This is a genomic window from Serratia fonticola (genome assembly GCF_001006005.1).
GTDB classification, from domain to species: domain Bacteria; phylum Pseudomonadota; class Gammaproteobacteria; order Enterobacterales; family Enterobacteriaceae; genus Chania; species Chania fonticola.
In genome coordinates this window covers 3,943,392-3,965,183 of record NZ_CP011254.1, presented here as the reverse complement: position 1 = coordinate 3,965,183, position 21,792 = coordinate 3,943,392, and the positions used below count along the sequence as shown (strand labels likewise).

Genomic DNA, 21,792 nt, shown 5'->3' with positions numbered 1-21,792 from the left:
CTCCACCGAGTTGTGTTGGCGCAGGTAAACTGAGAGGGCTCACTCATTTTGTTGGAGGCGAATATTTTCGTCCCGACGGGCGCAGCATGCAGCGCCCCTACGCAGTTTAGTTCCGTAGTTAGTGACGTTTACGTATAAAAAAAGCGATGCCAAGGCATCGCTTTTTTATTACCGGTCTACCGCTTAGTGCACAGCACCTTCATCCGCTTTACGCTTCTGGGCGCTGAGGAAGTGGTAAGTCAGCGTTTTCTTGTCTGCGTCCAGCTCGACTTTCACCGAGCCGCCGTCAACCAGAGAACCAAACAGCAGTTCGTTGGCCAGCGGTTTTTTCAGGCTTTCCTGCATCACACGCGCCATTGGACGAGCGCCCATCGCACGGTCATAGCCTTTCACCGACAGCCAGTCACGCGCTTCGTCGCTCACTTCCATCGACACGCCCTTGGCATCCAGCTGTGCCTGCAGTTCGACGATAAACTTGTCGACCACCTGCTGGATCACCGCAGGGGACAGATGGTTGAACCAGATGACGTTGTCCAGACGGTTACGGAATTCTGGCGTAAACACCTTCTTGATCTCGTCCATCGCATCGATGCTGTTGTCCTGTTCGATCAGACCAATCGATTTACGCTCCGTTTCGCGTACCCCGGCGTTGGTGGTCATCACCAGGATCACGTTACGGAAATCTGCTTTACGGCCGTTGTTATCGGTCAGCGTCCCGTTGTCCATCACCTGCAACAGCAGGTTGAACACGTCCGGGTGCGCTTTCTCGATTTCATCCAGCAGTACCACCGCGTGCGGATGTTTGATCACCGCATCGGTCAGCAGGCCGCCCTGATCGTAACCGACGTAGCCCGGAGGCGCGCCAATCAGACGGCTGACGGTATGACGTTCCATATATTCGGACATATCAAACCGCAGCAGTTCGATATCCAGCGCTTTCGCCAGCTGCACGGTAACCTCGGTTTTCCCAACCCCGGTCGGCCCAGCGAACAGGAAGGAACCCACAGGCTTGCGATCCTGGCCCAGACCGGCACGGCTCATCTTGATCGCTTCGGTCAGCGCCTCGATGGCAGGATCCTGTCCAAACACCAGCATTTTCAGGCGGTCGCTCAGGCTTCTCAACACGTCGCGATCGCTGGCGGAGACAGTTTTTTCCGGGATACGCGCAATGCGTGCGACCACGGATTCGATATCCGCCACGTTGACCGTTTTCTTACGCTTGTTCACCGGCAGCAACCGGCTACGCGCACCAGCCTCATCGATCACGTCGATCGCCTTGTCCGGCAGATGACGGTCGTTGATGTATTTCACCGACAGCTCTACCGCAGCACGTACCGCTTTAGCGGTGTAACGCACGTCATGGTGCGCTTCGTACTTGGTTTTCAGACCGTTGATGATCTGAATGGTCTCTTCCGGCGTCGGCTCGGTAATGTCTATTTTCTGGAAGCGACGCGCCAGCGCACGGTCTTTTTCGAAAATATTGCTGAACTCCTGATAGGTGGTGGAACCAATCACCCGGATTTTACCGCTCGACAGCAGCGGTTTGATCAGGTTGGCGGCATCCACTTGCCCACCGGAAGCCGCACCGGCACCGATGATGGTGTGAATTTCGTCGATAAACAGGATGCTGTTCTTATCCTGCTCCAGCTGTTTGAGCAGCGCCTTGAAGCGCTTTTCGAAGTCGCCACGGTATTTGGTGCCCGCCAGTAATGAGCCGATATCCAGCGAGTAGAGCGTGCAGTCTGCCATCACCTCTGGCACGTCGCCCTGCACGATCCGCCACGCCAGCCCTTCGGCAATGGCGGTTTTACCTACGCCTGATTCCCCCACCAACAGCGGGTTGTTTTTACGGCGGCGGCACAGCACCTGAATAGCGCGCTCCAGTTCACGGTCACGGCCAATCAGCGGATCGATACCGCCGACGCGGGCCAGTTGGTTGAGGTTGGTGGTGAAGTTTTCCATACGGTCTTCCCCTCCAGGCTGCTCTTCGTTTACCGGGTTTTCCGCATTAGGTGCCTGGCCCGGCTCATCTTTACGTGTACCATGTGAAATGAAGTTCACCACGTCCAGACGGCTGACGTCGTGTTTACGCAGCAGGTATGCCGCCTGGGACTCCTGTTCGCTGAAGATCGCCACCAACACGTTGGCACCGCTCACTTCGCTCCGGCCGGAGGACTGCACGTGGAATACCGCACGCTGCAGTACACGCTGGAAGCTGAGCGTCGGCTGGGTGTCGCGCTCCTCTTCGCTGGTGGGCAGCGTTGGTGTGGTTTGTTCGATAAAGGCTTCCAGCTCCTGGCGTAACGCAGCCAGATCCACCGTACAAGCCTCGAGCGCTTCGCGCGCGGCAGGGTTGCTGAGTAACGCCAGCAACAGGTGCTCCACGGTCATAAACTCATGTCTGTGCTCGCGCGCTCTGGCGAAAGCCATGTTGAGACTGAGTTCCAATTCTTGATTGAGCATAGGCACCTCCCCAATAGATTGCCTTTTCAGGCTTTTTCCAGCGTACAGAGCAACGGATGCTCATTCTCCCTTGCGTAACGGTTCACATGGACCACCTTGGTTTCTGCGACCTCGGCGGTGAAAACACCGCAGATCGCCTTGCCTTGATAGTGGACCGTGAGCATCAGTTGCGTTGCACGTTCAATATCATAAGAAAAGAACTTTTGCAGAACGTCAATCACAAATTCCATCGGTGTGTAATCGTCGTTGTTAAGTATAACTTTATACATTGACGGCGGTTTTACCGCATCGATTTGTTTTTCTTCGGCCAAGTGTTCAATATTTAGCCAATCGTTGCTATTGCCCATTGCTGCTCATCTTCTCTGCCATGCCTCAGTATATGGGGCCATGTTCGGGTTATTCAAACGGGAGTATCAAGACTATTTTACCATCTTCGCGGTTAACGTGCCGCAGCACAACGCGATTAATCGCCCTTATCGCAGCCACAATTTGTTACCAAACCATGTCAATAGCGTTAACTACTTCAAACTTTGGTGAACTGCCCGACGCGGTCATTGGCCGATCCCTTGACGTGTTGATCATTTGCTCTAGAGTGTAATTTTGTGAGTTGTTGGTCTTTTGACCAGTTGGTACTCACCTGGATCAGTTATTCATCTCATTTTAAAAATAGCATTGCGAGGGATGTAGCAGCATGGAGACGGGTACTGTTAAATGGTTCAATAACGCCAAAGGGTTCGGCTTTATCTGCCCGGAAGGCGGCGGTGAAGATATCTTCGCGCATTATTCAACAATTAAAATGGATGGCTACCGAACGTTGAAAGCGGGCCAACAGGTCAGGTTTGACGTACATCAAGGGCCGAAAGGGAACCACGCGAGCCTGATTATGCCGCTGGAAAGCGAGGCAATGGCCTAAACGCTCCCCTTCAGCCACTTCTGCACTGCCAACTCAAAATGCCAGCCGCCGTACGACTGGCATTTTATTTTTGCTGTTACTCACGTGCCAACGCATCAATCGGATTCAACCGCGCAGCGCTACGTGCCGGCAGATAGCCGAACACCACGCCAATACCGGTGGAACACAAGAACGCACTCAGCAAGGCCACCGGCGGGAAGCTGATCTGCCAGCCCGGCATCGCTAACTGCACCAGCAGGCCAATCGCGAACGACAGCGCTATCCCCAACGCGCCCCCCACCAGGCAGACCAGCACCGCCTCGATCAGGAACTGTTGCAGGACATCGCCAGAGCGCGCGCCCACCGCCATGCGAATGCCGATTTCACGCGTCCTTTCCGTTACCGAGACCAGCATGATATTCATCACCCCAATCCCGCCAACCACCAGCGAAATCACCGCCACCAGGGTCAGGAACAGTTGCAACGTGCGGGTGGTTTTCTCCGCGGTTTGCACCAGGCTGTCCATGTTGTAGGTGAAGAAGTCTTTCTTGCCGTGGCGCAGCGTCAGCAACCGCGTCAACTGCTGTTCCGCTTCCTGGCTGTTATAACCCTCACGGATACGCACGGTGATCGAGTCAAAATAGTCGTTGCCCATCAGGCGATTGGCCATCGTGCTATAGGGCACCCATACGCTCAGCGCCTTGCTGCTGCCGAACATCGACTGCTTTTCCTGCGCCACACCCACTACCGTGGCTGGCATATTGCCGATCAGGATCACCTCACCCACCACGTTTTTTTTATGCGGGAACAGCCGCCGCTGAGTATTGGCGTCGATCACCACCACCTGCGCCTGGGATTGCACCTGGAGGGTATCGATACCGACCCCCTGGGAAAGCGTCATGCCGTAAACTCGAAAATATTGTTCACTGACGCCCGCGACGTTGGCGGCAACATCAATATTGCCAAACCGTAGCCGCATGCTGCTGCTGATATTCGGCGAAAGCGCACTGACATAAGGCTGCTCACGCAACGCGCTTAGATCGCCATACTTCAACGCCTGGCGGAAGCTGGGATCATCGTCTCCAAAGTCTTTACCGGGATAGATGTCCACGGTGTTGGTGCCGATGGATTTGATGTCTGCCAGGATCATCTGTTTGGCCGCGTCGCCGATCACCAGAATCGAGACCACTGAGGCAATGCCGATGATGATCCCCAACATGGTTAACGCCGTGCGCATCTTGTTGGCTGCCATAGCCCGCCAAGCCATGACCAACGCTTCACGGAAACGACCAGCTACCTGCTGCCAGGAAGGCGCTGGCGTGGCCATATCCAGCATTTTGGCCTGCGGGTTACCCTGCGCCTGTGGCCGAGAGTCGGCGATGATTTCACCGTCGCGGATCTCGATAATCCGCTCCGCCTGCTGTGCTACCGCCGGATCGTGCGTGACGATAATCACGGTGTGCCCCTGCTCGCGCAGTTGCTTGAGGATCGTCATTACCTCTTCACCGGAATGGCTGTCGAGCGCACCGGTCGGTTCATCCGCCAGGATCACCTGACCACCGTTCATCAAAGCCCGCGCAATACTGACACGCTGCTGCTGCCCGCCCGAAAGCTGGCTTGGCCGGTAGGTAATACGTTCCCCCAACCCCAGACGTTGCAACAAGGCCGCCGCCCTTTCGCGCCGTGCTGCCTTGCTTAGCCCGGCATAAACTGCAGGCACCTCCACGTTATGCGCCGCACTCAGATGGGGTAGCAGATGATAACGCTGGAAGATAAAGCCAAAATGCTCGCGCCGCAGCTGGGCCAGCGCATCGCCATCAAGCGTTGCCACATCCTGCCCGGCTACGCGGTAAGTCCCGGCGCTGGGCTTGTCCAGGCAGCCGAGAATGTTCATCAGCGTCGATTTACCGGAGCCAGAAGCCCCCATAATCGCCACCATCTCACCAGCATCAATGCGCAGACTGACGTTTTTCAGCACGTCTATGGTCTGATCGCCGGAGAGGTAGCTGCGCCGGATATCACTCAGTTCTAACAGTGCCGTCATCAGCTGGCCTCCGCGCCGCCGCGGCTGACAATCACTTCTTCACCGGCCTGCAACCCGCTGACAATCTGCACATCCACATTGTTGCGAATGCCGATCGTGACTTCCCGCTTCTCTTCCTTGCCCTGTTTCAGCACCGAAATGTGGTAACGGTTATCGGCGATCTGATCCCCCAATGCCGCCAGCGGGATCACCAGCGCATCGCTGACGCCAGCCAGCTGAATATGCACCTGTGCGGTCATTTGCAGACGCAGCAAGCCCTGTGGGTTTGGCACTTCGAAACGCGCGTAATAGAAAATGGCGTTGTTGACCTTCTCTGGCGTGGGCTGAATGTCTTTCAGCTCGCCGTCAAAACGTTTGCTCGGATCGCCCAGCACGGTAAACCAGGCTTTCAACCCCGGCTTGAGGTGGATCACGTCCGCCTCGGAAACCTGGGCCTTCACCATCATGCTACTCATGTCTGCCAACGTCAGAATGTTGGGCGCTTGCTGCGCGGCGATCACCGTCTGGCCCTGTAAGGTGGTGATCTGAACCACATCACCGTCCATCGGCGCTTCGATACGGGTATAGGCAAGATTGATCTTGGCGGTATCCAGGCTGGCCTGATTTTTGGCGATCTGCGCTCTGGTGGTTTCAACCTGCGCTTTTTTTACCGCCAGCTCAGTGGTGAATTTATCCAAATCCTGGCGCGACACCGCCTGCACCTTGGCCAGTTCGCGGTTACGCTGCAAGGTCACCGCCGCCAGTTGTTGCTCTGCCAAAGCCTGTTGCAGCTGGGCTTGCAGTTGCTGCAGGGTGGCTTCGCCTTCGCGAATGCTGTTTTGTGCCTGTTCGGGATCGATAATGCCGAGCAGTTGGCCTTTTTGTACCTTATCGCCAATCTCGACCTTCAGGCTCTCCAACTGTCCGCTGACCTGAGCCCCCACATCAACCTTACGCACCGCATCCAGTTGGCCGGTTGCCAATACGCTTTGCTCCAGATCGCGTTTAGCAACCTTGACGGTCTTAAACTCCACCGGGGCCGGATGGCTAAAGTGCCAATAAGCCACAACGGCAAGCACCACCAGAACGGCACACACCAGCAACCCGCGTTTCTTACTTTTGAATAACCACGTCAATGTTTGTTCCTACCTGTTTCCTGTCGTTCTCAGGCTGCCAACCATGGCAACCCAAGTAAATTAGCATGTTGCGTTTCCGATAATTAAACCCAGGCTCAACGTATTTCGAGCAAGGCAATTTTGCCCTGCCGTATTGAACTCCTGTTTAGTGAAACCTTGATGAAATAGTCTTTTAGACACAAACCAGGATTTCATCATGTCTCAGCTAAGCTATCCACTCATATCGGCCAAACCGGCCAGCCAACTGATGACGGCACTGATCAACGGCGAGAAAGTGCCCAGCAATGCCTGGAAAAAAACGTCATTCCGCCTTAAGTTTCTTGGCCGTTCGCTGCTCTGCTGGCCCACGACTAGCAGCCTGCTCAATACGCTGGCCGCCAACCCGCTGCTGGATGAGATTTTAAACGCACAGCCCAATCTGCCCTGCAAGCTGCATCGCCCCTATCTGGCGAACAACATGAGCCGCATCGACCGTCTGTTTGCCCTGCGCGATCACTACGATCTGCTCGCCCAACGCATGCCGCTGAAGATGCACCTCGGCCAACTGAGCAGCCATCCCTTTACCTTAAGCCGCGCACAGGACAAAAATGGTGAGCACATCTGCCTGCAACTGGCCTCTCTGGACCACTTGAATAAAGAGGGGGAAACGACCCTGCTGTTGCGCAATAGCCAAGGGGTCATGCTGGCTGAAATGACCTTCACCTTGATGAATTACCAGCAACAACCCACGTTATTTATCGGCGGTATGCAAGGCGCCAATTCCACGGTGCCGCACGCTGAAATCCAGAATACGACTAAAGCCTGCCACGGCCTGTTTCCAAAACGCCTGGTGTTGGAAGGCATTTGCCACCTGGCACAACAGTTGGGTATCCGGCAGTTGATCGCGGTAGGCAACACCACCCATATTTACCAAAACTGGCGTTACCACCACAAAAAGAAAAGTCAGCTGCATGCTGATTACGATCAGTTCTGGCTTTCCATGGGCGGCAAGCAACTCGATAACGGCTATTTCCTGTTACCCGAGCGCATTGGCCGCAAGCCGATGGAAACCATCGCCAGCAAAAAACGCGCGGAATATCGTCGCCGTTACCAGTTACTGGATGAGCTCCAACAGGGGATTAGCAAACACTTTTCTTAATCCGCCCGGCCCCGCGCCAGCCACATCACGCGGGAGAACATTTTCTTCAACAACGGGGGCACCGAGTCGGTGCCCCACACCCCGGCCTGCATGGCCACCTCAATCGCCAGATCGGGTTTTGAAGTGTGATGCACCGCTTTGATGATCACCTTACGCACCGGCATCTGTACCTTTAGCGGTACCGAAGCCACCCGGTGATAGACCGAGCTGAATCCCTCCCGATACATGAAATGCTCCATATCCGGCGCAGGTAGCGCGGTCAAACGATCGCGCTCGTTATCTTCGTGATTATCCAGCATGCTGCGCACGGCATTGGCATATTTCTTCCCGGCTTCGTCACCATCTACCAGGGCGTGCCATTCAATGCCCATGCGCCGGGCAAACTTCAGCAAGGGTTTCAGCCCGCATTGGGCAAACTCGATCACCCTTACGCCTTCGGACTCGAAACGATAGCCACACTGGCGCGCAAGCTCGTTGAGCAACCAGACTTCGGTTTCCCCTTCCACCAGCAGCCAGCAGCGGGCAAACAGCGAGGCCGGCCGGTTAAAGCGGATGTGGAACGCAATGCGCCGCCCATCCTCCGCACTTAGCCCCTTTGGCCCAAGGCGATAGGTGGCAACCCGGGCAGATTCGCGCACCAGACGGCAAATATGCTCCACCGGCACCAGCGACACCAGCTCGCTGGAGTTGGTGGTGGTAATGCGCTGCAACGGCATCTGGTTGAGCAACCCCCAGGCTACCGACAGCATGATGGGATGCAGGCGCGTTTCCGGGTCTTCAACCAGCAATAATGGCCGGGCATGGGGATCGAGTTTTACGTTGCCCTTGGCCTGCAGCAACGTAGAGAACATCCCCAGCAGGATCAGTCGCATGCTGCGGCTGTTAGGTTCGGCAATCATGCGGTTGATGCTGTCCAACGATCGCCACGCCTGTTGTTCCGGTTGGCGACGATGGCGAGGCCCGGCAATCTGCGAACCTTGCTCGGCAAAATAGTGTTCCAGCAACTGCTGCATCGCCGCCAGCCCCTGCCGTAGTTCGGCATTGGTCAGCTTTTGCGGGTTGCGCACCAGTTCACGCGTCAGTTGATCCAACTGCTGTGCCAGGGCTTCGTTATCGGCAGGAAGGCGATCGCTGAGTGAGCTGGGCCGCAGGCGGCGGATAAAGCGCGCATCACGCAGCCGCAGCACCGGATGAATACGGATCAGGGCGTGTACCAGTTGATCGATATGGTGCAGGTGCAAGGCGTTGCCATCGGCATCAAGAAAACGCCGCCAGGTGCATACCGTGCCATCATCGTCTAATTCCCCCACGCAGCAGTAGTGAATGCGGCTCAGGTTATCTTCCCCCTTCGACCACAGAGGTGAAAGATGGCGATAGCGCGGCAGATGCGCATGGCCGGTATCCTTTTCACAAAAGGTAAAGATAATCTGCAAATGACGATCTTTGGCCGCCTCGTCGCCAGGTGGGAAGTAGAAATCTTTGGCTTCAAAGCGGTACAGCGTCTGTTCGGGGGCCAGCAAAAAGGTCATGGCGTCCAGCAGGCTGGACTTGCCCCAGGCATTTTCCCCGAGTAGCACGGTATTATCATCCAACGTCAGTGAAAGCCGGTTGATACCGCGGAATCCTACAATCTCAATACGCTCCAGGTACATCTGCTGACTCCTTTATTCGCCTGATACCTTGAGGATGAGCAATAAAGCCATTACAGGTCAAGCAGACATTGCCACAGCGTGCTGCAAACCACGTAAATACGCCACTTTACTCCTTAGCCCATTTTGGTTAGCGTGTTAGGTTTGCCGCATTATCCCAACTTAAAGGACGCTAGTTTCACATGTATTCAGGACTGCTGATTATACTGATACCGCTGATCGTCGGTTATCTTGTCCCCTTGCGTAGCGTCACCCTGATCCGGGCCATTAACCGCCTGCTGAGCTGGATGGTGTATGTGATCCTGTTCATTATGGGGATCAGCCTGGCATTCCTGGAAAACCTCAGCAGCAACCTGATGCTGATCTTTCAGTACACCCTGGTGTTTTTTCTGTGTATTTTCTGCGCCAATCTTCTGTGGTTATCGCTGTTTGAACGCCGCCGCCCCTGGCACAGTACCCACAAGCAAGAAACGTTGCCCTCACGCCTGCATATGGCATTGGAATCCCTGAAGCTTTGTGGGGTGGTAGTGGGTGGCTTTGCCTTGGGTCTCACCCAGTGGCACTGGCTGCAATATGCCGGTCAAGGCAGTGAATACGCCCTACTGTTTCTGCTGCTTCTGGTAGGCGCACAGCTACGCAACAGTGGGATGACGCTGCGCCAGATTGCCCTCAATCGCCGTGGCATGATGGTCGCCGTGGTGGTGGCGCTCAGTTCGCTGGCGGGCGGTGCAGTGGCAGCATTGCTGCTGGGGCTGCCGCTGAAAGCCGGTTTGGCGATGGCTTCGGGTTTTGGCTGGTACTCCCTTTCCGGCATCCTGATCACCGACGCCTATGGCCCAGTGATGGGCAGCGCCGCCTTCTTCAACGATCTCGCTCGTGAGCTGGTGGCAATAATGCTGCTCCCTACGCTGGTGCGCCGTAGCCGCTCCTCTGCATTGGGTTTATGTGGTGCCACTTCGATGGATTTCACACTGCCGGTTCTGCAACGCAGCGGCGGGATAGAAATGGTGCCTCCCGCCATCGTGCACGGATTCTTGCTGAGCCTGTTGGCTCCGGTGTTAATCGCCCTATTCTCCTGACACCCACGGGCGCGGATCGCCGCGCCTGCTGATCAAAACGTAATAATTCCCATCCGCACGCCAACTTGTTCTAAATCAAACTTTGTTAAAGTTGTATCACAAAAGCCTTTTTAAGGTTGCGTCATCGATCTATGCTTCAAAACAAGCATTATAAATGCAACTTTAAAAAAGGAAGCGATTATGTTCTGTGTGCAATGTGAACAAACCATCCGGACACCGGCAGGTAACGGCTGCTCTTACGCTCAAGGGATGTGCGGCAAAACGGCAGAAACCTCCGACCTGCAGGATCTGTTGATAGCGGCGTTGCAAGGGCTCTCTGCCTGGGCCTTGCAGGCGCGCGCGTTGGGCATTATCGATCATGATGTCGACAGTTTCTCCCCACGCGCCTTCTTCTCTACGCTGACTAACGTTAACTTCGATTCCGAACGCATTATCGGTTATGCACGTGACACTATTGCCCTGCGTGACTCGCTGGCGGTTCGCTGCCGCCTGCTCGACGCCAGTGTGCAGGTCGATCACCCGCTGGCTCAGCTGCAACTGGCCGGCGACGATATGCCTGCGCTGTTGCAACAGGCTGCACAGTTTGCTCTCAATAAAGATAAAGCCGAGGTAGGCGACGATATCCACGGTCTGCGGATGCTGTGCCTGTACGGCCTGAAAGGGGCCGCCGCCTATATGGAACATGCCCATGTGCTGGGCCAGTTCGACAACCAGATCTATGCCGATTACCACGCCTTCATGGCCTGGCTGGGCACCCAACCGAGCGATCTGGACACCCTGCTGAACAACTCGATGGCCATCGGCAAAATGAACTTCAGCGTGATGGCTATTCTGGATCGCGGCGAAACCAGTGCCTTTGGCGACCCACAGCCGACCACGGTCAACGTGCGCCCGGTGGCGGGCAAGGCGATCCTGATCTCCGGCCACGATCTGAAAGATCTGCGCTTGCTGCTGGAACAGACCGCGGGTACCGGCATCAACGTCTATACCCACGGCGAAATGTTACCGGCCCATGGCTATCCAGAGCTGAAAAAATTCCCGCACCTGGTGGGTAACTACGGCAGTGGTTGGCAAAATCAGCAGACCGAATTCGCCAAATTCCCGGGCTCGATCGTCATGACCTCCAACTGCATTATCGATCCGAACGTCGGCAACTATGGCGATCGCATCTGGACGCGCAGCATTGTTGGCTGGCCTGGTGTCAACCATCTGGAAGGGGATGATTTCAGCACCGTGATCGCTCAGGCGCAGCAGTTGGCTGGCTTCCCTTATAGCGAAATCGAACAACTGATCACCGTCGGTTTTGGCCGCCAGGTACTGCTCAGCGCTGCCGATACCGTGGTTGACTTGGTAGTACAGAAAAAACTGCGCCACGTATTTCTGGTGGGTGGTTGCGACGGCAGCCGTGATGAACGCAGCTACTTCACCGATTTTGCCCGCAGCGTGCCACAAGATTGCCTGATCATGACGCTGGGGTGCGGTAAATACCGCTTCAACAAGCTGGACTTCGGCACGCTGGAAGGCCTACCGCGCCTGCTGGACGTTGGCCAATGTAACGATGCCTATTCCGCCGTAATGCTGGCAGTCAAACTCGCCGAGAAAGTCGGTGGCACGGTCAACGATCTGCCGCTCAGCCTGGTGCTGTCGTGGTTCGAGCAGAAAGCGATCGTCATTCTGCTGACGCTGCTGTCGCTAGGGGTGAAAAATATCGTCACCGGCCCAAGTGCCCCGGCCTTCCTGACCGACAATCTGTTGGCGGTGCTGAATGAAAAATTCGGCCTGCGTTCGGTCACCACCGTAGAGCAGGATATGCAAACCCTTCTCGGCTAAGGCCGTTGTTTCGGGGCTGCCCATCGCGGCGGCCCCGTTTGTTTTGAGGTGCCCTATGAGCCAACCCAGCCCACTTTGCCCTAACCCGATGCAGGTGCACTCCTTGCAACAGGAAACCGCCGACGTCTGGACGCTGAACCTGATCAATAACGACTTTTATCCTTATCAGCCCGGACAGTTTGCGTTGGTCAGCATTCGCGACAGTGAAGATACGCTGCGCGCCTATACCCTCTCCTCTTCGCCCGGCCTGAGTCCTTTTATCAGCATCAGCGTACGTTGCCTGGCGGATGGCCTCGGCTCACGCTGGCTGACGCAAGAGGTCAAACCTGGCCAAACACTTTGGCTATCAGATGCCCAGGGAGAATTCAGCTGCGTGCAACACCCCAGCGATAGCTACCTGATGCTGGCTGCCGGCTGTGGCGTCACGCCGATCATGTCGATGTGCCGCTGGCTGGTGGTGAACAAGCCGCAATGTGATATCCGGGTGATCTTTAACGTCCGCACCCCTGCCGATGTGATTTTTGCCGAACAGTGGCAACGGCTATGTGCCGCCCATCCACAATTGCAATTGACCTTGATGGCAGAGCAGGATGCGCAACCCGGCTTCCTGTCTGGCCGCATCAATGAGCAAGTGTTGCAACAGGCCGCGCCGGATATTGCCTCACGTACCGTGATGACCTGCGGCCCGGCCCCTTACATGCAACAGGTTGAACAGCTTTGCCTGGGGCTCGGCGTCCCCACAGCCAACTTCCACCAGGAACAGTTCCACACCTCGGCGCAGTTGGATGATGGGAAAAGCGAACAGTTAACATTGCGCATCGGTCAGCCGCTGCGTGAATTCCACGTGCCCGTCGGCAGCACCTTGCTCGCCGCTTTAGAAGCCCATAAGTTACCGGTCAATGCCGCCTGCCGTGCTGGCGTTTGCGGCTCGTGCAAAACCCGTATTATCGATGGCCAATACACCACCACCAGCACCATGACGTTAACCCAGGCGGAAATCGAACAGGGCTACGTGCTGGCCTGTAGCTGCCAGCTACAGGGTGACGTCACCCTCGCCTGACGCTTTGGCCCCATCTTCCCGATGGGGCACATATCGGCAAGCGTATCCCCTAATGCCCTTCTACACTTTCTGTTTGCCTCTAACCGGGCGAGTACCCCTCATTTTGGATAATGACTGGAGGAACGATGAAGCAAACAGTAGCCACGCTGATCGCCAAAACGCTGGAACAGGCAGGTGTAAAACGGATCTGGGGCGTTACCGGCGATTCGCTCAACGGCCTGAGTGACAGCCTGCATCGGATGGGAACCATCGCCTGGATGGGCACCCGCCATGAGGAAGTCGCCGCCTTTGCTGCCGGTGCCGAAGCGCAGCTCACTGGCCAACTGGCGGTCTGCGCAGGTTCCTGCGGCCCCGGCAACCTACACCTGATCAACGGCCTGTTCGATTGCCACCGCAATCACGTCCCGGTGCTGGCTATCGCCGCCCATATTCCTTCCAGCGAGATCGGCAGCGGCTACTTCCAGGAGACGCACCCGCAAGAGCTGTTCCGCGAATGCAGCCACTACTGCGAGCTGGTGTCCAATCCTGAGCAACTGCCGCGAGTGCTTGAGATTGCCATGCGCAAAGCGATCCTCAATCGTGGCGTCTCGGTGATAGTGCTGCCGGGGGATGTCGCCCTGCAAATGGCCCCAGAAGATGCCAGCATGGTGTGGCATACGCCCGCGCACCCACTGATGCAGCCACCGATGAGCGAGCTGCAAAAACTGGCAGAAACGCTGAACAGCGCCAAAAACATCACCCTGATGTGTGGCAGCGGCTGCGCCGGTTCGCATGACGAAGTCGTCAAACTGGCCGAACTGCTGCAGGCCCCGATTGTGCACGCCCTGCGCGGTAAAGAGCATATCGAATGGGATAACCCTTACAGCGTCGGTATGACCGGGCTGATTGGTTTCTCTTCCGGCTATCATGCCATGATGAACGCGGATACCCTGGTGCTGCTAGGCACTCAGTTCCCTTATCGGGCGTTTTATCCTAGCAATGCCAATATCATTCAGATCGATATCAACCCCGGCAGCATCGGCGCCCATTGCCCGGTCAATATGGCGCTAATGGGCGATATCAAAACGACGCTCAGCGCCTTGCTGCCGCAGTTGCAAGCCAAGAGCGACCGCAAGTTTCTGGATAAAGCGCTGGAGCATTACCGGGAAGCGCGTAAAGATCTCGACGGGTTGGCTACCGCCAACGATGACCAGCCGATCCATCCACAATATCTGGCACAGCAAATCAGCAACTCAGCCACGGATGACGCCATCTTCACCTGCGATGTCGGCACGCCGACGGTGTGGGCAGCGCGGTATTTGAAAATGAACGGCAAACGCCGCCTGCTCGGCTCGTTCAACCATGGCTCAATGGCCAACGCCATGCCGCAGGCGATTGGTGCCCAAGCCACCGAACCGGATAAACAGGTGATCGCCATGTGCGGTGACGGTGGCTTCACCATGCTGATGGGGGATTTTCTGTCGCTGGCCCAGTTGCAGCTGCCGGTCAAGGTGGTGGTATTCAATAACAGCGTGCTGGGCTTTGTGGCGATGGAGATGAAAGCCGGTGGCTATCTTACCGACGGCACCGATCTGCACAACCCAGACTTTGCCGCCATCGCCAATGCGGCAGGTATCAAAGGCATTCGGGTAGAAAAGGCCTCCGAGCTGGACGCGGCATTGCAGGAAATGCTTGCGCATCCTGGCCCGGCCTTGCTCGACGTGGTCACGGCCAAACAAGAGCTGGCGATGCCGCCGCAGATCAAATTCGAACAGGCTAAAGGGTTCAGCCTGTATATGCTGCGCGCCATCATCAATGGCCGGGGCGATGAGGTCGTCGAACTGGCTAAAACCAACTGGCTGCGTTAATCGCTTCTGGGGGCAATGAAGTTGGTTGTCCCCTGCATTTTCCGCTTTTGCCCCGCGCTAATCCGGTTATGATGAAAGCCACTTCCTCATCAGCTACCAAGGACCCGTATGCTTATCGATTTACGCAGTGACACCGTTACCCAACCTAGCGCAGAGATGCGCACCGCCATGGCGCAGGCTGACGTCGGCGACGACGTGTATGGCGACGATCCCACCGTCAACGCCCTCCAGGCTGAAGCGGTCAGACTCTCTGGCAAAGAGGCGGCATTATTCCTGCCTACCGGCACCCAGGCCAACCTGGTAGCCCTGCTGAGCCATTGCCAGCGTGGTGAGGAATATATCGTTGGCCAGCAGGCGCATAACTACAAATATGAAGCCGGTGGTGCCGCCGTGCTGGGCAGCATCCAGCCCCAGCCGATCGAAGCCAATCCCGATGGCACGCTGCCGTTAGATAAAGTCGCCGCCGCCATCAAGCCTGATGATATTCACTTTGCCAAGACTCGTCTGCTGAGCCTGGAAAACACCATCAGCGGCCGCGTGCTGCCGCTGGAATATCTGCAACAGGCCTGGCAGTTCACTCGTGAGCACAAACTTGCTCTGCACATTGACGGCGCGCGCATTTTCAACGCGGCGGTGGCGCTTAACGTACCGCTGAAAACCCTTGCCCAGTATTGCGACACCTTCACCATTTGCCTGTCGAAAGGCCTGGGGGCACCGGTTGGCTCGCTGCTATGCGGTAGCGAAGAGTTTATTCAGCGTGCCAACCGCTGGCGCAAGATGACCGGTGGCGGTATGCGCCAGGCCGGTATTCTGGCGGCTGCCGGGCTCTATGCCTTGGAGCACAACGTCGAGCGGCTGAAAGAAGATCATGACAACGCCAAATGGCTCGAACAGCAGTTGCGTGACATTGGCGTGGATATTGCCGAGCCGGGCGCACAAACCAACGTGCTCTATCTGCGCCAATCCCCGGAGCTGGCGGCCAAGCTCGGCCCCTGGATGCGCGAACGTGGCGTGTTGATCAGCGCCGGGCCGTTAACCCGTATCCTGACGCATCTCAACGTTAGCCGCCAAGATCTGCAAAAAGTGGTCGATCTGTGGCGGGAATTCTTGCAGCAGCACGCCTAACTTTTTTGCAGTAACACCGGGAGGCCCGCTTCCCGGTTCTCGCCAAACCCGCCATCTCAGCCTAGTTCCAATACCTGAAGGGATATCCTCTATGAGTCATAAATTTCGCCAGACGTTATTAGCTCTCACCCTCGTTAGCAGTGGAATGATGTTTACCTTGCCAGCTAGCGCCGCCCCAGCGCCGGCCCAACAGCAAACGCAGGCTCCCGGCTATTACCGCATGATGTTGGGTAACCTAGAGGTGACAGCGCTGTACGACGGTTACGTCAAACTGGACGCCAAGCTGTTCCATGGTGTCAGCGAACCGGATATGCAAAAGTTGTTCGCCCGCATGTTTACCGACAGCAAGTCAGGCATTCAGACAGCGGTTAACGCGTTTCTGGTGAATACCGGTACGCATCTGGTTCTGGTTGATGCCGGTACCTCGCAGTGTTTTGGACCGACGTTGGGGGCCATCAAAAACAACCTGCGCGCGGCAGGTTATCAGCCAGAGCAGGTTGATATGATATTGCTGACGCATCTGCACCCCGATCACGCCTGCGGCATCACCGATCAGGGCAAGGCCGCCTTCCCTAACGCCACTGTCTATGCCTCCAAGGCCGACGGGGATTATTGGCTGAGTAAAGAGATGGCGTCCAAAGCCCCGAAGGACGCGCAACCGATGTTCAAGATGGCCCGGGACGCCGTGGCCCCTTATGCCGAACAGGGCAAGCTGAAACTTTACAGCCCTGGGGAGCAGTTACTTCCTGGGCTGGAGGTGATAGCGACACCGGGCCATACGCCTGGACATACTTCTTACCTGTTCAGCTCCGGCGGCCAGAAACTGCTGTTGTGGGGGGATATCGTCCACAGTCACTCTTTGCAGTTTGCCAAACCTGAAGTCGCGGTGGACTTTGACACGGACTCCAAACAGGCGATCGCTACCCGGCAGAAGGTGTTTGCCGATGCGGCTGAAAACAAGCTGTGGGTTGGCGGAGCGCACTTACCTTTCCCTGGCCTGGGCCACGTGCGCGTCGAAGGTAAAGGCTATGCGTGGGTGCCGGTTGAATATGCTCCAGTGGTAGTCGGCGAGAAGAAACCTTAACGCAGATTGATGACAACGGGCGTCACATACGGCGCCCGTTTAATTGCGCACATTGCGGTAACTTAAACCACCATCCGGCCATAGAGCCAGTAACCCACAGCCAGTATCAGCAGCAGGTTCAGCACTACGCTGAGGATAAAATAGGTTTTGAACGGCTGTTTCTGCGTTTTATGACGGAACAGTCGTTGCCCGATAATGGCCCCTATCCAACCGCCCAACACGCCGAACAGCAGCAGGGTGATTTCCGGTACCCGTTGCCAACTTTTGCAGGCGGCCAGCTTATCGACGCCGTAGATTAGCAGGGTCAGCAAGTTTACCAACAGCAACCACGTCCACAGCGGAGCGGGAAAACACAGGCTGCCAGCCAAGGCAATTAGCAGCAGCAAATAACACAGAGAATTGATTTTCATCGGGCATAGGCTCATTGCTTGATCGCCGCGTAGTGTGAACTGCCCTACGTGCAGATGCAACTTTTGATACCCATACAAAAAGTGCATTTAGCTCGCTAATTTGTCATTCTATACCCTATGGATTTCAAGCCGCAGCTTGAAAGATGACGAGTAAAACTACGCTCACATTAACATCAATAAACTAAGGCAGCGCAATGACCTCCCAACGTATTCTGGTTCTTGGAGCCAGCGGTTATATTGGCCAACACCTGATCCCCCGGTTGACCGAACAGGGCCACGAAATCACCGCAGCAGCACGCCGCATAGAATGGTTGGAAGAGCAAAACTGGCCGCACGTAAGCTGCCGCTACGTGGATGTCTACCGTCCAGAAACGCTAACGGCGGCGCTATGGCAGATCGATGCCGTTTACTACCTGATCCACGGCATGGGCGATGGCGATGATTTTATCGAAAAGGAGCGCCAGGCGGCGGAGAACCTGCGGGATGCCTTGCGAGGATCCAACGTTAAACAGGTTATTTTCCTTGGTGCACTGCAACCAGAGGGCAGTAGCTCCCCTCACCTCATCGCCCGTAAGCTGACCGGCGAAATCCTGCGCCAAAGCGGCATTCCCGTCACCGAATTACGCGCCAGCATCGTGGTTGGCCCAGGGTCAGCCGCGTTCGAGATTATGCGCGATATGGTCTATAACCTGCCGATCCTGACGCCACCGCGTTGGGTGCGGTCAAAATCGTCCCCGGTCGCACTGGATAACCTGCTCACTTACCTGACCGGGCTACTGCAACATCCAGCGCAGGAAAACCGGATTTTTGACGTGGCCGGGCCGGAGTACATCAGTTACCAAACCATGTTCGAGCGCTTTATCAAGATCAGCGGCAAAAAGCGCTGGCTGATCCCGGTGCCGCTGCCGACACGCTTTATCTCGGTATGGTTTATCAGCATGATCACCTCTGTGCCAACCTCGATTGCCAGCGCGCTCATTCAGGGGCTGAACCATGACTTACCTGCCGATGGCAAACCGCTGCAAGCCTTGATCCCACAGCCACTACAAACCTTTGATGAGGCCGTGAAGGAGACGCTACGCCGCGAAGACGAGGTGGTCGACTCTGCCGACTGGGGTTACGATCCTGAAGCCCGAGCCCGCTGGCGCCCCGGTTACGGTTTCTACCCCAAACATGCAGGCTGCGAACTGGATACCCAGGCCTCCAGTGAAGCGCTATGGCACGTCGTGCAGCAGTTGGGCGGCAAAGAGGGATACTTCTACGCCAACATTCTGTGGCAAATCCGTGCCCGCATGGACGATATGATCGGCAACGGCGTCGTTTATGGCCGACCGCAGCGTGATACCCTGGAAATCGGCGATCTGGTCGATGGCTGGAAGGTGATCACCAAGAAGCCATTGCGCCAGCTGGCATTGATGTTCGGGATGAAAGCTCCGGGGCTTGGTCGCCTGACCTTCAGTATCAAAGACCTGGGCGATCGCCGCCAGCTCGATGTCCGCGCCTGGTGGCATCCTGCCGGTTTCAGCGGGCTGTTATACTGGTTTGTCATGATGCCTGCCCACCTGTTTATTTTCCGTGGCATGGCCAAACGGATTGCCCAATTGGCCGAAGAGTACGATAACCAGCGTCCTCATTAGTTTCTACCCTATGGATTTCAAGCTGCAGCTAGGCGACAAGCTTACTCATCCTCAGGAGCTTACTTTTCGTAAGTGACTGGGGTGAGTAAGTGCAGGTAACAACGCTGCAGCTTGAAAGACGACGGGTATAATTGTTGATCAATCGCACAGTTTTCTGTCTCGGTTAGGTCCTTTCTCATTGCATAGCGCACAAAATCACGAAAGAATGGCACCTTATTTGCTGGGGCGCGCTAAAACGCCCTCAGCATCCTGATTTTTGGTGAGAACAGAGTGAGTTATGAAGGTATTGGTCACCGGTGCAACCAGTGGGTTAGGCCGTAACGCCGTTGAATATCTCCGCCGCCAAGGCATAAAAGTACGTGCCACCGGGCGCAATCAGGCCATGGGTTGCCTGCTGGAAAAAATGGGTGCCGAATTCATCCATGCCGATCTCACCAACCTGATCTCTTCGCAGGCCAAAGCCATGCTGGCGGATGTGGACGTGCTGTGGCACTGCTCCGGTTTCACTTCCCCATGGGGTACAGAAGAAGCCTTCGAACTGGCCAACGTCCGCGCTACCCGCCGTTTGGGGGAATGGGCTGCGGCCTACGGTGTGGAACGGTTCATTCATATTTCGTCGCCGGCGATTTACTTTGATTATCACCATCACCGCAATGTGGATGAAGACTTCCGCCCGATTCGTTATGCCAACGAGTTTGCCCGCAGCAAGGCCGCCGGGGAACAGGTGGTGCAACAGTTGGCGCTGTCCAACCCGCAAACCCATTTCACTATCCTGCGCCCACAGGGGCTATTTGGCCCACACGACAAAATCATGCTGCCGCGCCTGCTGCATATGATCAAACATTACGGCAGCCTGCTGCTACCGCGTGGCGGGGATGCACTGGTCGATATGACCTATCTGGATAATGCGGTACACGCCATGTGGCTGGCCACCGTGAAGGAAGAGACTCCTTCTGGCCGGGCCTACAACATCTCCAACCAGCAAGCTTGCACGCTACGCACCGTGCTGCAACAGCTGATCGATGAGTTGGGCATGAAGTGTCGCATCCGCTCGGTGCCCTACCCGATGCTGGATATGATGGCTCGTGGCATGGAAAAGCTGGGCAGTAAAAGCGATAAAGAACCCGTATTGACCCATTACAGCGTCGCCAAGCTCAATTTCGATCTGACGCTGAACACCACTCGCGCACAGCAGGAACTGGGTTATCAACCCGTGGTTTCGCTAGAAGAAGGCATTAGCCGTACCGCTCGCTGGTTAAAAGATCACGGTAATCTGCACGGGCTATAACTAACCCCTCACCCCAACCCTCTCCCACAGGGAGAGGGAGCTGTTAGTCCCTGCACATTTGGTAGTAAAAAGATAATCTCAGCAAACTCGAACGATCCCCTTCCATACGGAGAGGGAGCTGTTAGTCCCTGCACATTTGGCAGTAAAAAGATAATCTCAGCAAACTCGAACGGTCCACTGTGGGAGAGCGTGAGGGCATTTCTTTTGGCGTTAGCGCATAGCTCCGTATCTGCTTAGCAACGCCTCAATAATCGCCTCGCTTTCTGCATCCGGCTCACCGCGATAATCGCTGGGCCGGAAATGCATCTGAAACGCCGCTACCAGATTCCGCTGCTGCTTGGCATCCCATGTGGGATCAACGCCATAGCCGTAGCGCGCCAGCTTTTCCAACAGTGATGCCATCGCCACCGGCTCATGCTTATCACGACCTGCCAGGTAACGTTCCACCTCCCGCTCATCCGGCCAGGCACCAATGCCTGCCTGCGCCAGCTGTTGCCATGGGAAGAGTGGGCCAGGATCCTGCTTGCGCTGCGGTGCGATGTCACTGTGCCCTACCACGTCCGTCGGTTGCAGCGCGTAACGCTGCACAATATCTCGGCTAAGTTGGATCAGTAACGCAATTTGCTCTGGCGTATAAGGCTGCCAGTCTGTCTCCAACAAGTTACGCGTAAAGCCCCGGTTGACGATCTCAATACCGATCGAGGTATCATTCAAATTGGTACGCCCACGCCAATTGCTGGCCCCGGCATGCCAGGCCCGCAGTGCTTCGGGTACCAGTTGATAAGCCACCGGTTTGCCGCCCTGCTTTGAAGGATGCGCAGGCAACAAGTAATGGGCGCTGACGTGCTCGTCCGTCAGCGTTTTTAGCGATGAGTGAAAGTTTTCTGCGGTGTAATGCATCACCAGGAAGCGAATACGCTGATCGGCCCCTGGTGCCTGATGCTGCGTTTCCAACTGATAGCTACCGTGATCCACCAGCGTGCTGGTGGATTGCTGTTGGCAACCCGTCAAAACTCCAATCGCAGCGATCCACAACCACTTAACCAAAATACGCTCCTTCCTGCTGTGAAATTCCGCCATCAGGATATGACAGGATTTGGCGCAGTCGACTAACTTTCTGTTGCAGTTCAC

Annotated in this window: 17 protein-coding genes; 10 read left to right on the top strand and 7 right to left on the bottom strand. The window is 56.1% G+C overall.

Annotated features, from left to right (window positions below; genetic code table 11):
* Positions 1–183: 183 nt before the first annotated feature.
* Together clpA and clpS are read right to left on the bottom strand one after the other, a co-directional pair.
* Positions 184–2,463: an ATP-dependent Clp protease ATP-binding subunit ClpA gene (gene clpA, locus WN53_RS17670; RefSeq protein WP_024486003.1), complete on the bottom strand. Its 2,280-nt coding sequence runs from the start codon at positions 2,461–2,463 to the stop codon at positions 184–186.
* Between the two features lie 26 nt (positions 2,464–2,489).
* Positions 2,490–2,810 (bottom strand): ATP-dependent Clp protease adapter ClpS, encoded by a 321-nt coding sequence (gene clpS / locus WN53_RS17665; RefSeq protein ID WP_021804950.1) that lies wholly within the window; start codon positions 2,808–2,810, stop codon positions 2,490–2,492.
* Between the two features lie 344 nt (positions 2,811–3,154).
* Here clpS and cspD point away from each other — a divergent pair, with 344 nt between their 5' ends.
* Entirely contained in the window at positions 3,155–3,376 is a 222-nt protein-coding gene (gene cspD, locus WN53_RS17660; RefSeq protein ID WP_021804952.1) for a cold shock-like protein CspD, read from the top strand.
* 76 nt (positions 3,377–3,452) lie between these two features.
* Here the strand turns inward: cspD and macB are convergent, their stop codons facing one another.
* A complete protein-coding gene (macB, locus tag WN53_RS17655) occupies positions 3,453–5,399 on the bottom strand; it encodes a macrolide ABC transporter ATP-binding protein/permease MacB (protein WP_046808138.1) in 1,947 nt (648 codons plus the stop codon).
* Positions 5,399–6,514, bottom strand: coding sequence for a macrolide transporter subunit MacA (gene macA / locus WN53_RS17650; protein WP_024486524.1), 1,116 nt, complete (start codon positions 6,512–6,514; stop codon positions 5,399–5,401). The genes macB and macA overlap by 1 nt, the downstream gene beginning before the upstream one ends.
* Before the next feature lie 196 nt (positions 6,515–6,710).
* On the opposite strand from macA, the gene WN53_RS17645 reads away from it, so the two are divergent.
* On the top strand, positions 6,711–7,652 hold the full coding sequence (locus WN53_RS17645; protein WP_024486523.1) for a VirK/YbjX family protein: 942 nt from the start codon (positions 6,711–6,713) through the stop codon (positions 7,650–7,652).
* Here the strand turns inward: WN53_RS17645 and WN53_RS17640 are convergent.
* Positions 7,649–9,304 (bottom strand): ATP-dependent endonuclease, encoded by a 1,656-nt coding sequence (locus tag WN53_RS17640; protein WP_024486522.1) that lies wholly within the window; start codon positions 9,302–9,304, stop codon positions 7,649–7,651. The two genes, WN53_RS17645 and WN53_RS17640, sit on opposite strands and share 4 nt — an antisense overlap.
* Before the next feature lie 179 nt (positions 9,305–9,483).
* Between WN53_RS17640 and WN53_RS17635 the strand changes: the two genes are divergently transcribed.
* The 6 genes from WN53_RS17635 (at position 9,484) to WN53_RS17610 (ending at position 17,326) form a co-directional block, all read left to right on the top strand.
* Complete coding sequence (locus WN53_RS17635) at positions 9,484–10,380, top strand: LysO family transporter (protein WP_024486521.1); 897 nt, start codon at positions 9,484–9,486, stop codon at positions 10,378–10,380.
* 180 nt (positions 10,381–10,560) lie between these two features.
* Complete coding sequence (gene hcp / locus WN53_RS17630) at positions 10,561–12,210, top strand: hydroxylamine reductase (protein WP_024486520.1); 1,650 nt, start codon at positions 10,561–10,563, stop codon at positions 12,208–12,210.
* 55 nt (positions 12,211–12,265) lie between these two features.
* Positions 12,266–13,270 (top strand): NADH oxidoreductase, encoded by a 1,005-nt coding sequence (gene hcr / locus WN53_RS17625; RefSeq protein ID WP_046808137.1) that lies wholly within the window; start codon positions 12,266–12,268, stop codon positions 13,268–13,270.
* 125 nt (positions 13,271–13,395) lie between these two features.
* The gene (gene poxB, locus WN53_RS17620) at positions 13,396–15,117 is read left to right on the top strand and encodes a ubiquinone-dependent pyruvate dehydrogenase (RefSeq protein WP_024486199.1); all 1,722 of its coding nucleotides are present in this window, start codon (positions 13,396–13,398) and stop codon (positions 15,115–15,117) included.
* Between the two features lie 108 nt (positions 15,118–15,225).
* Positions 15,226–16,242: a low-specificity L-threonine aldolase gene (ltaE, locus tag WN53_RS17615; RefSeq protein ID WP_024486198.1), complete on the top strand. Its 1,017-nt coding sequence runs from the start codon at positions 15,226–15,228 to the stop codon at positions 16,240–16,242.
* 91 nt (positions 16,243–16,333) lie between these two features.
* Positions 16,334–17,326: an MBL fold metallo-hydrolase gene (locus tag WN53_RS17610; RefSeq protein ID WP_099049927.1), complete on the top strand. Its 993-nt coding sequence runs from the start codon at positions 16,334–16,336 to the stop codon at positions 17,324–17,326.
* A 62-nt stretch (positions 17,327–17,388) separates the two neighbouring features.
* Here the strand turns inward: WN53_RS17610 and WN53_RS17605 are convergent, their stop codons facing one another.
* On the bottom strand, positions 17,389–17,736 hold the full coding sequence (locus WN53_RS17605; protein WP_024486196.1) for a DUF1294 domain-containing protein: 348 nt from the start codon (positions 17,734–17,736) through the stop codon (positions 17,389–17,391).
* 194 nt (positions 17,737–17,930) lie between these two features.
* Between WN53_RS17605 and WN53_RS17600 the strand changes: the two genes are divergently transcribed.
* Positions 17,931–19,373 carry a DUF2867 domain-containing protein gene (locus WN53_RS17600; RefSeq protein WP_024486195.1) on the top strand — a complete coding sequence of 481 codons (1,443 nt, stop codon included), beginning with the start codon at positions 17,931–17,933 and terminating at the stop codon, positions 19,371–19,373.
* A gap of 277 nt (positions 19,374–19,650) precedes the next feature.
* Entirely contained in the window at positions 19,651–20,661 is a 1,011-nt protein-coding gene (locus WN53_RS17595) for an NAD-dependent epimerase/dehydratase family protein (protein WP_024486194.1), read from the top strand.
* A 210-nt stretch (positions 20,662–20,871) separates the two neighbouring features.
* Here the strand turns inward: WN53_RS17595 and WN53_RS17590 are convergent, their stop codons facing one another.
* On the bottom strand, positions 20,872–21,708 hold the full coding sequence (locus tag WN53_RS17590; protein WP_024486193.1) for an N-acetylmuramoyl-L-alanine amidase: 837 nt from the start codon (positions 21,706–21,708) through the stop codon (positions 20,872–20,874).
* Positions 21,709–21,792 lie beyond the last annotated feature (84 nt).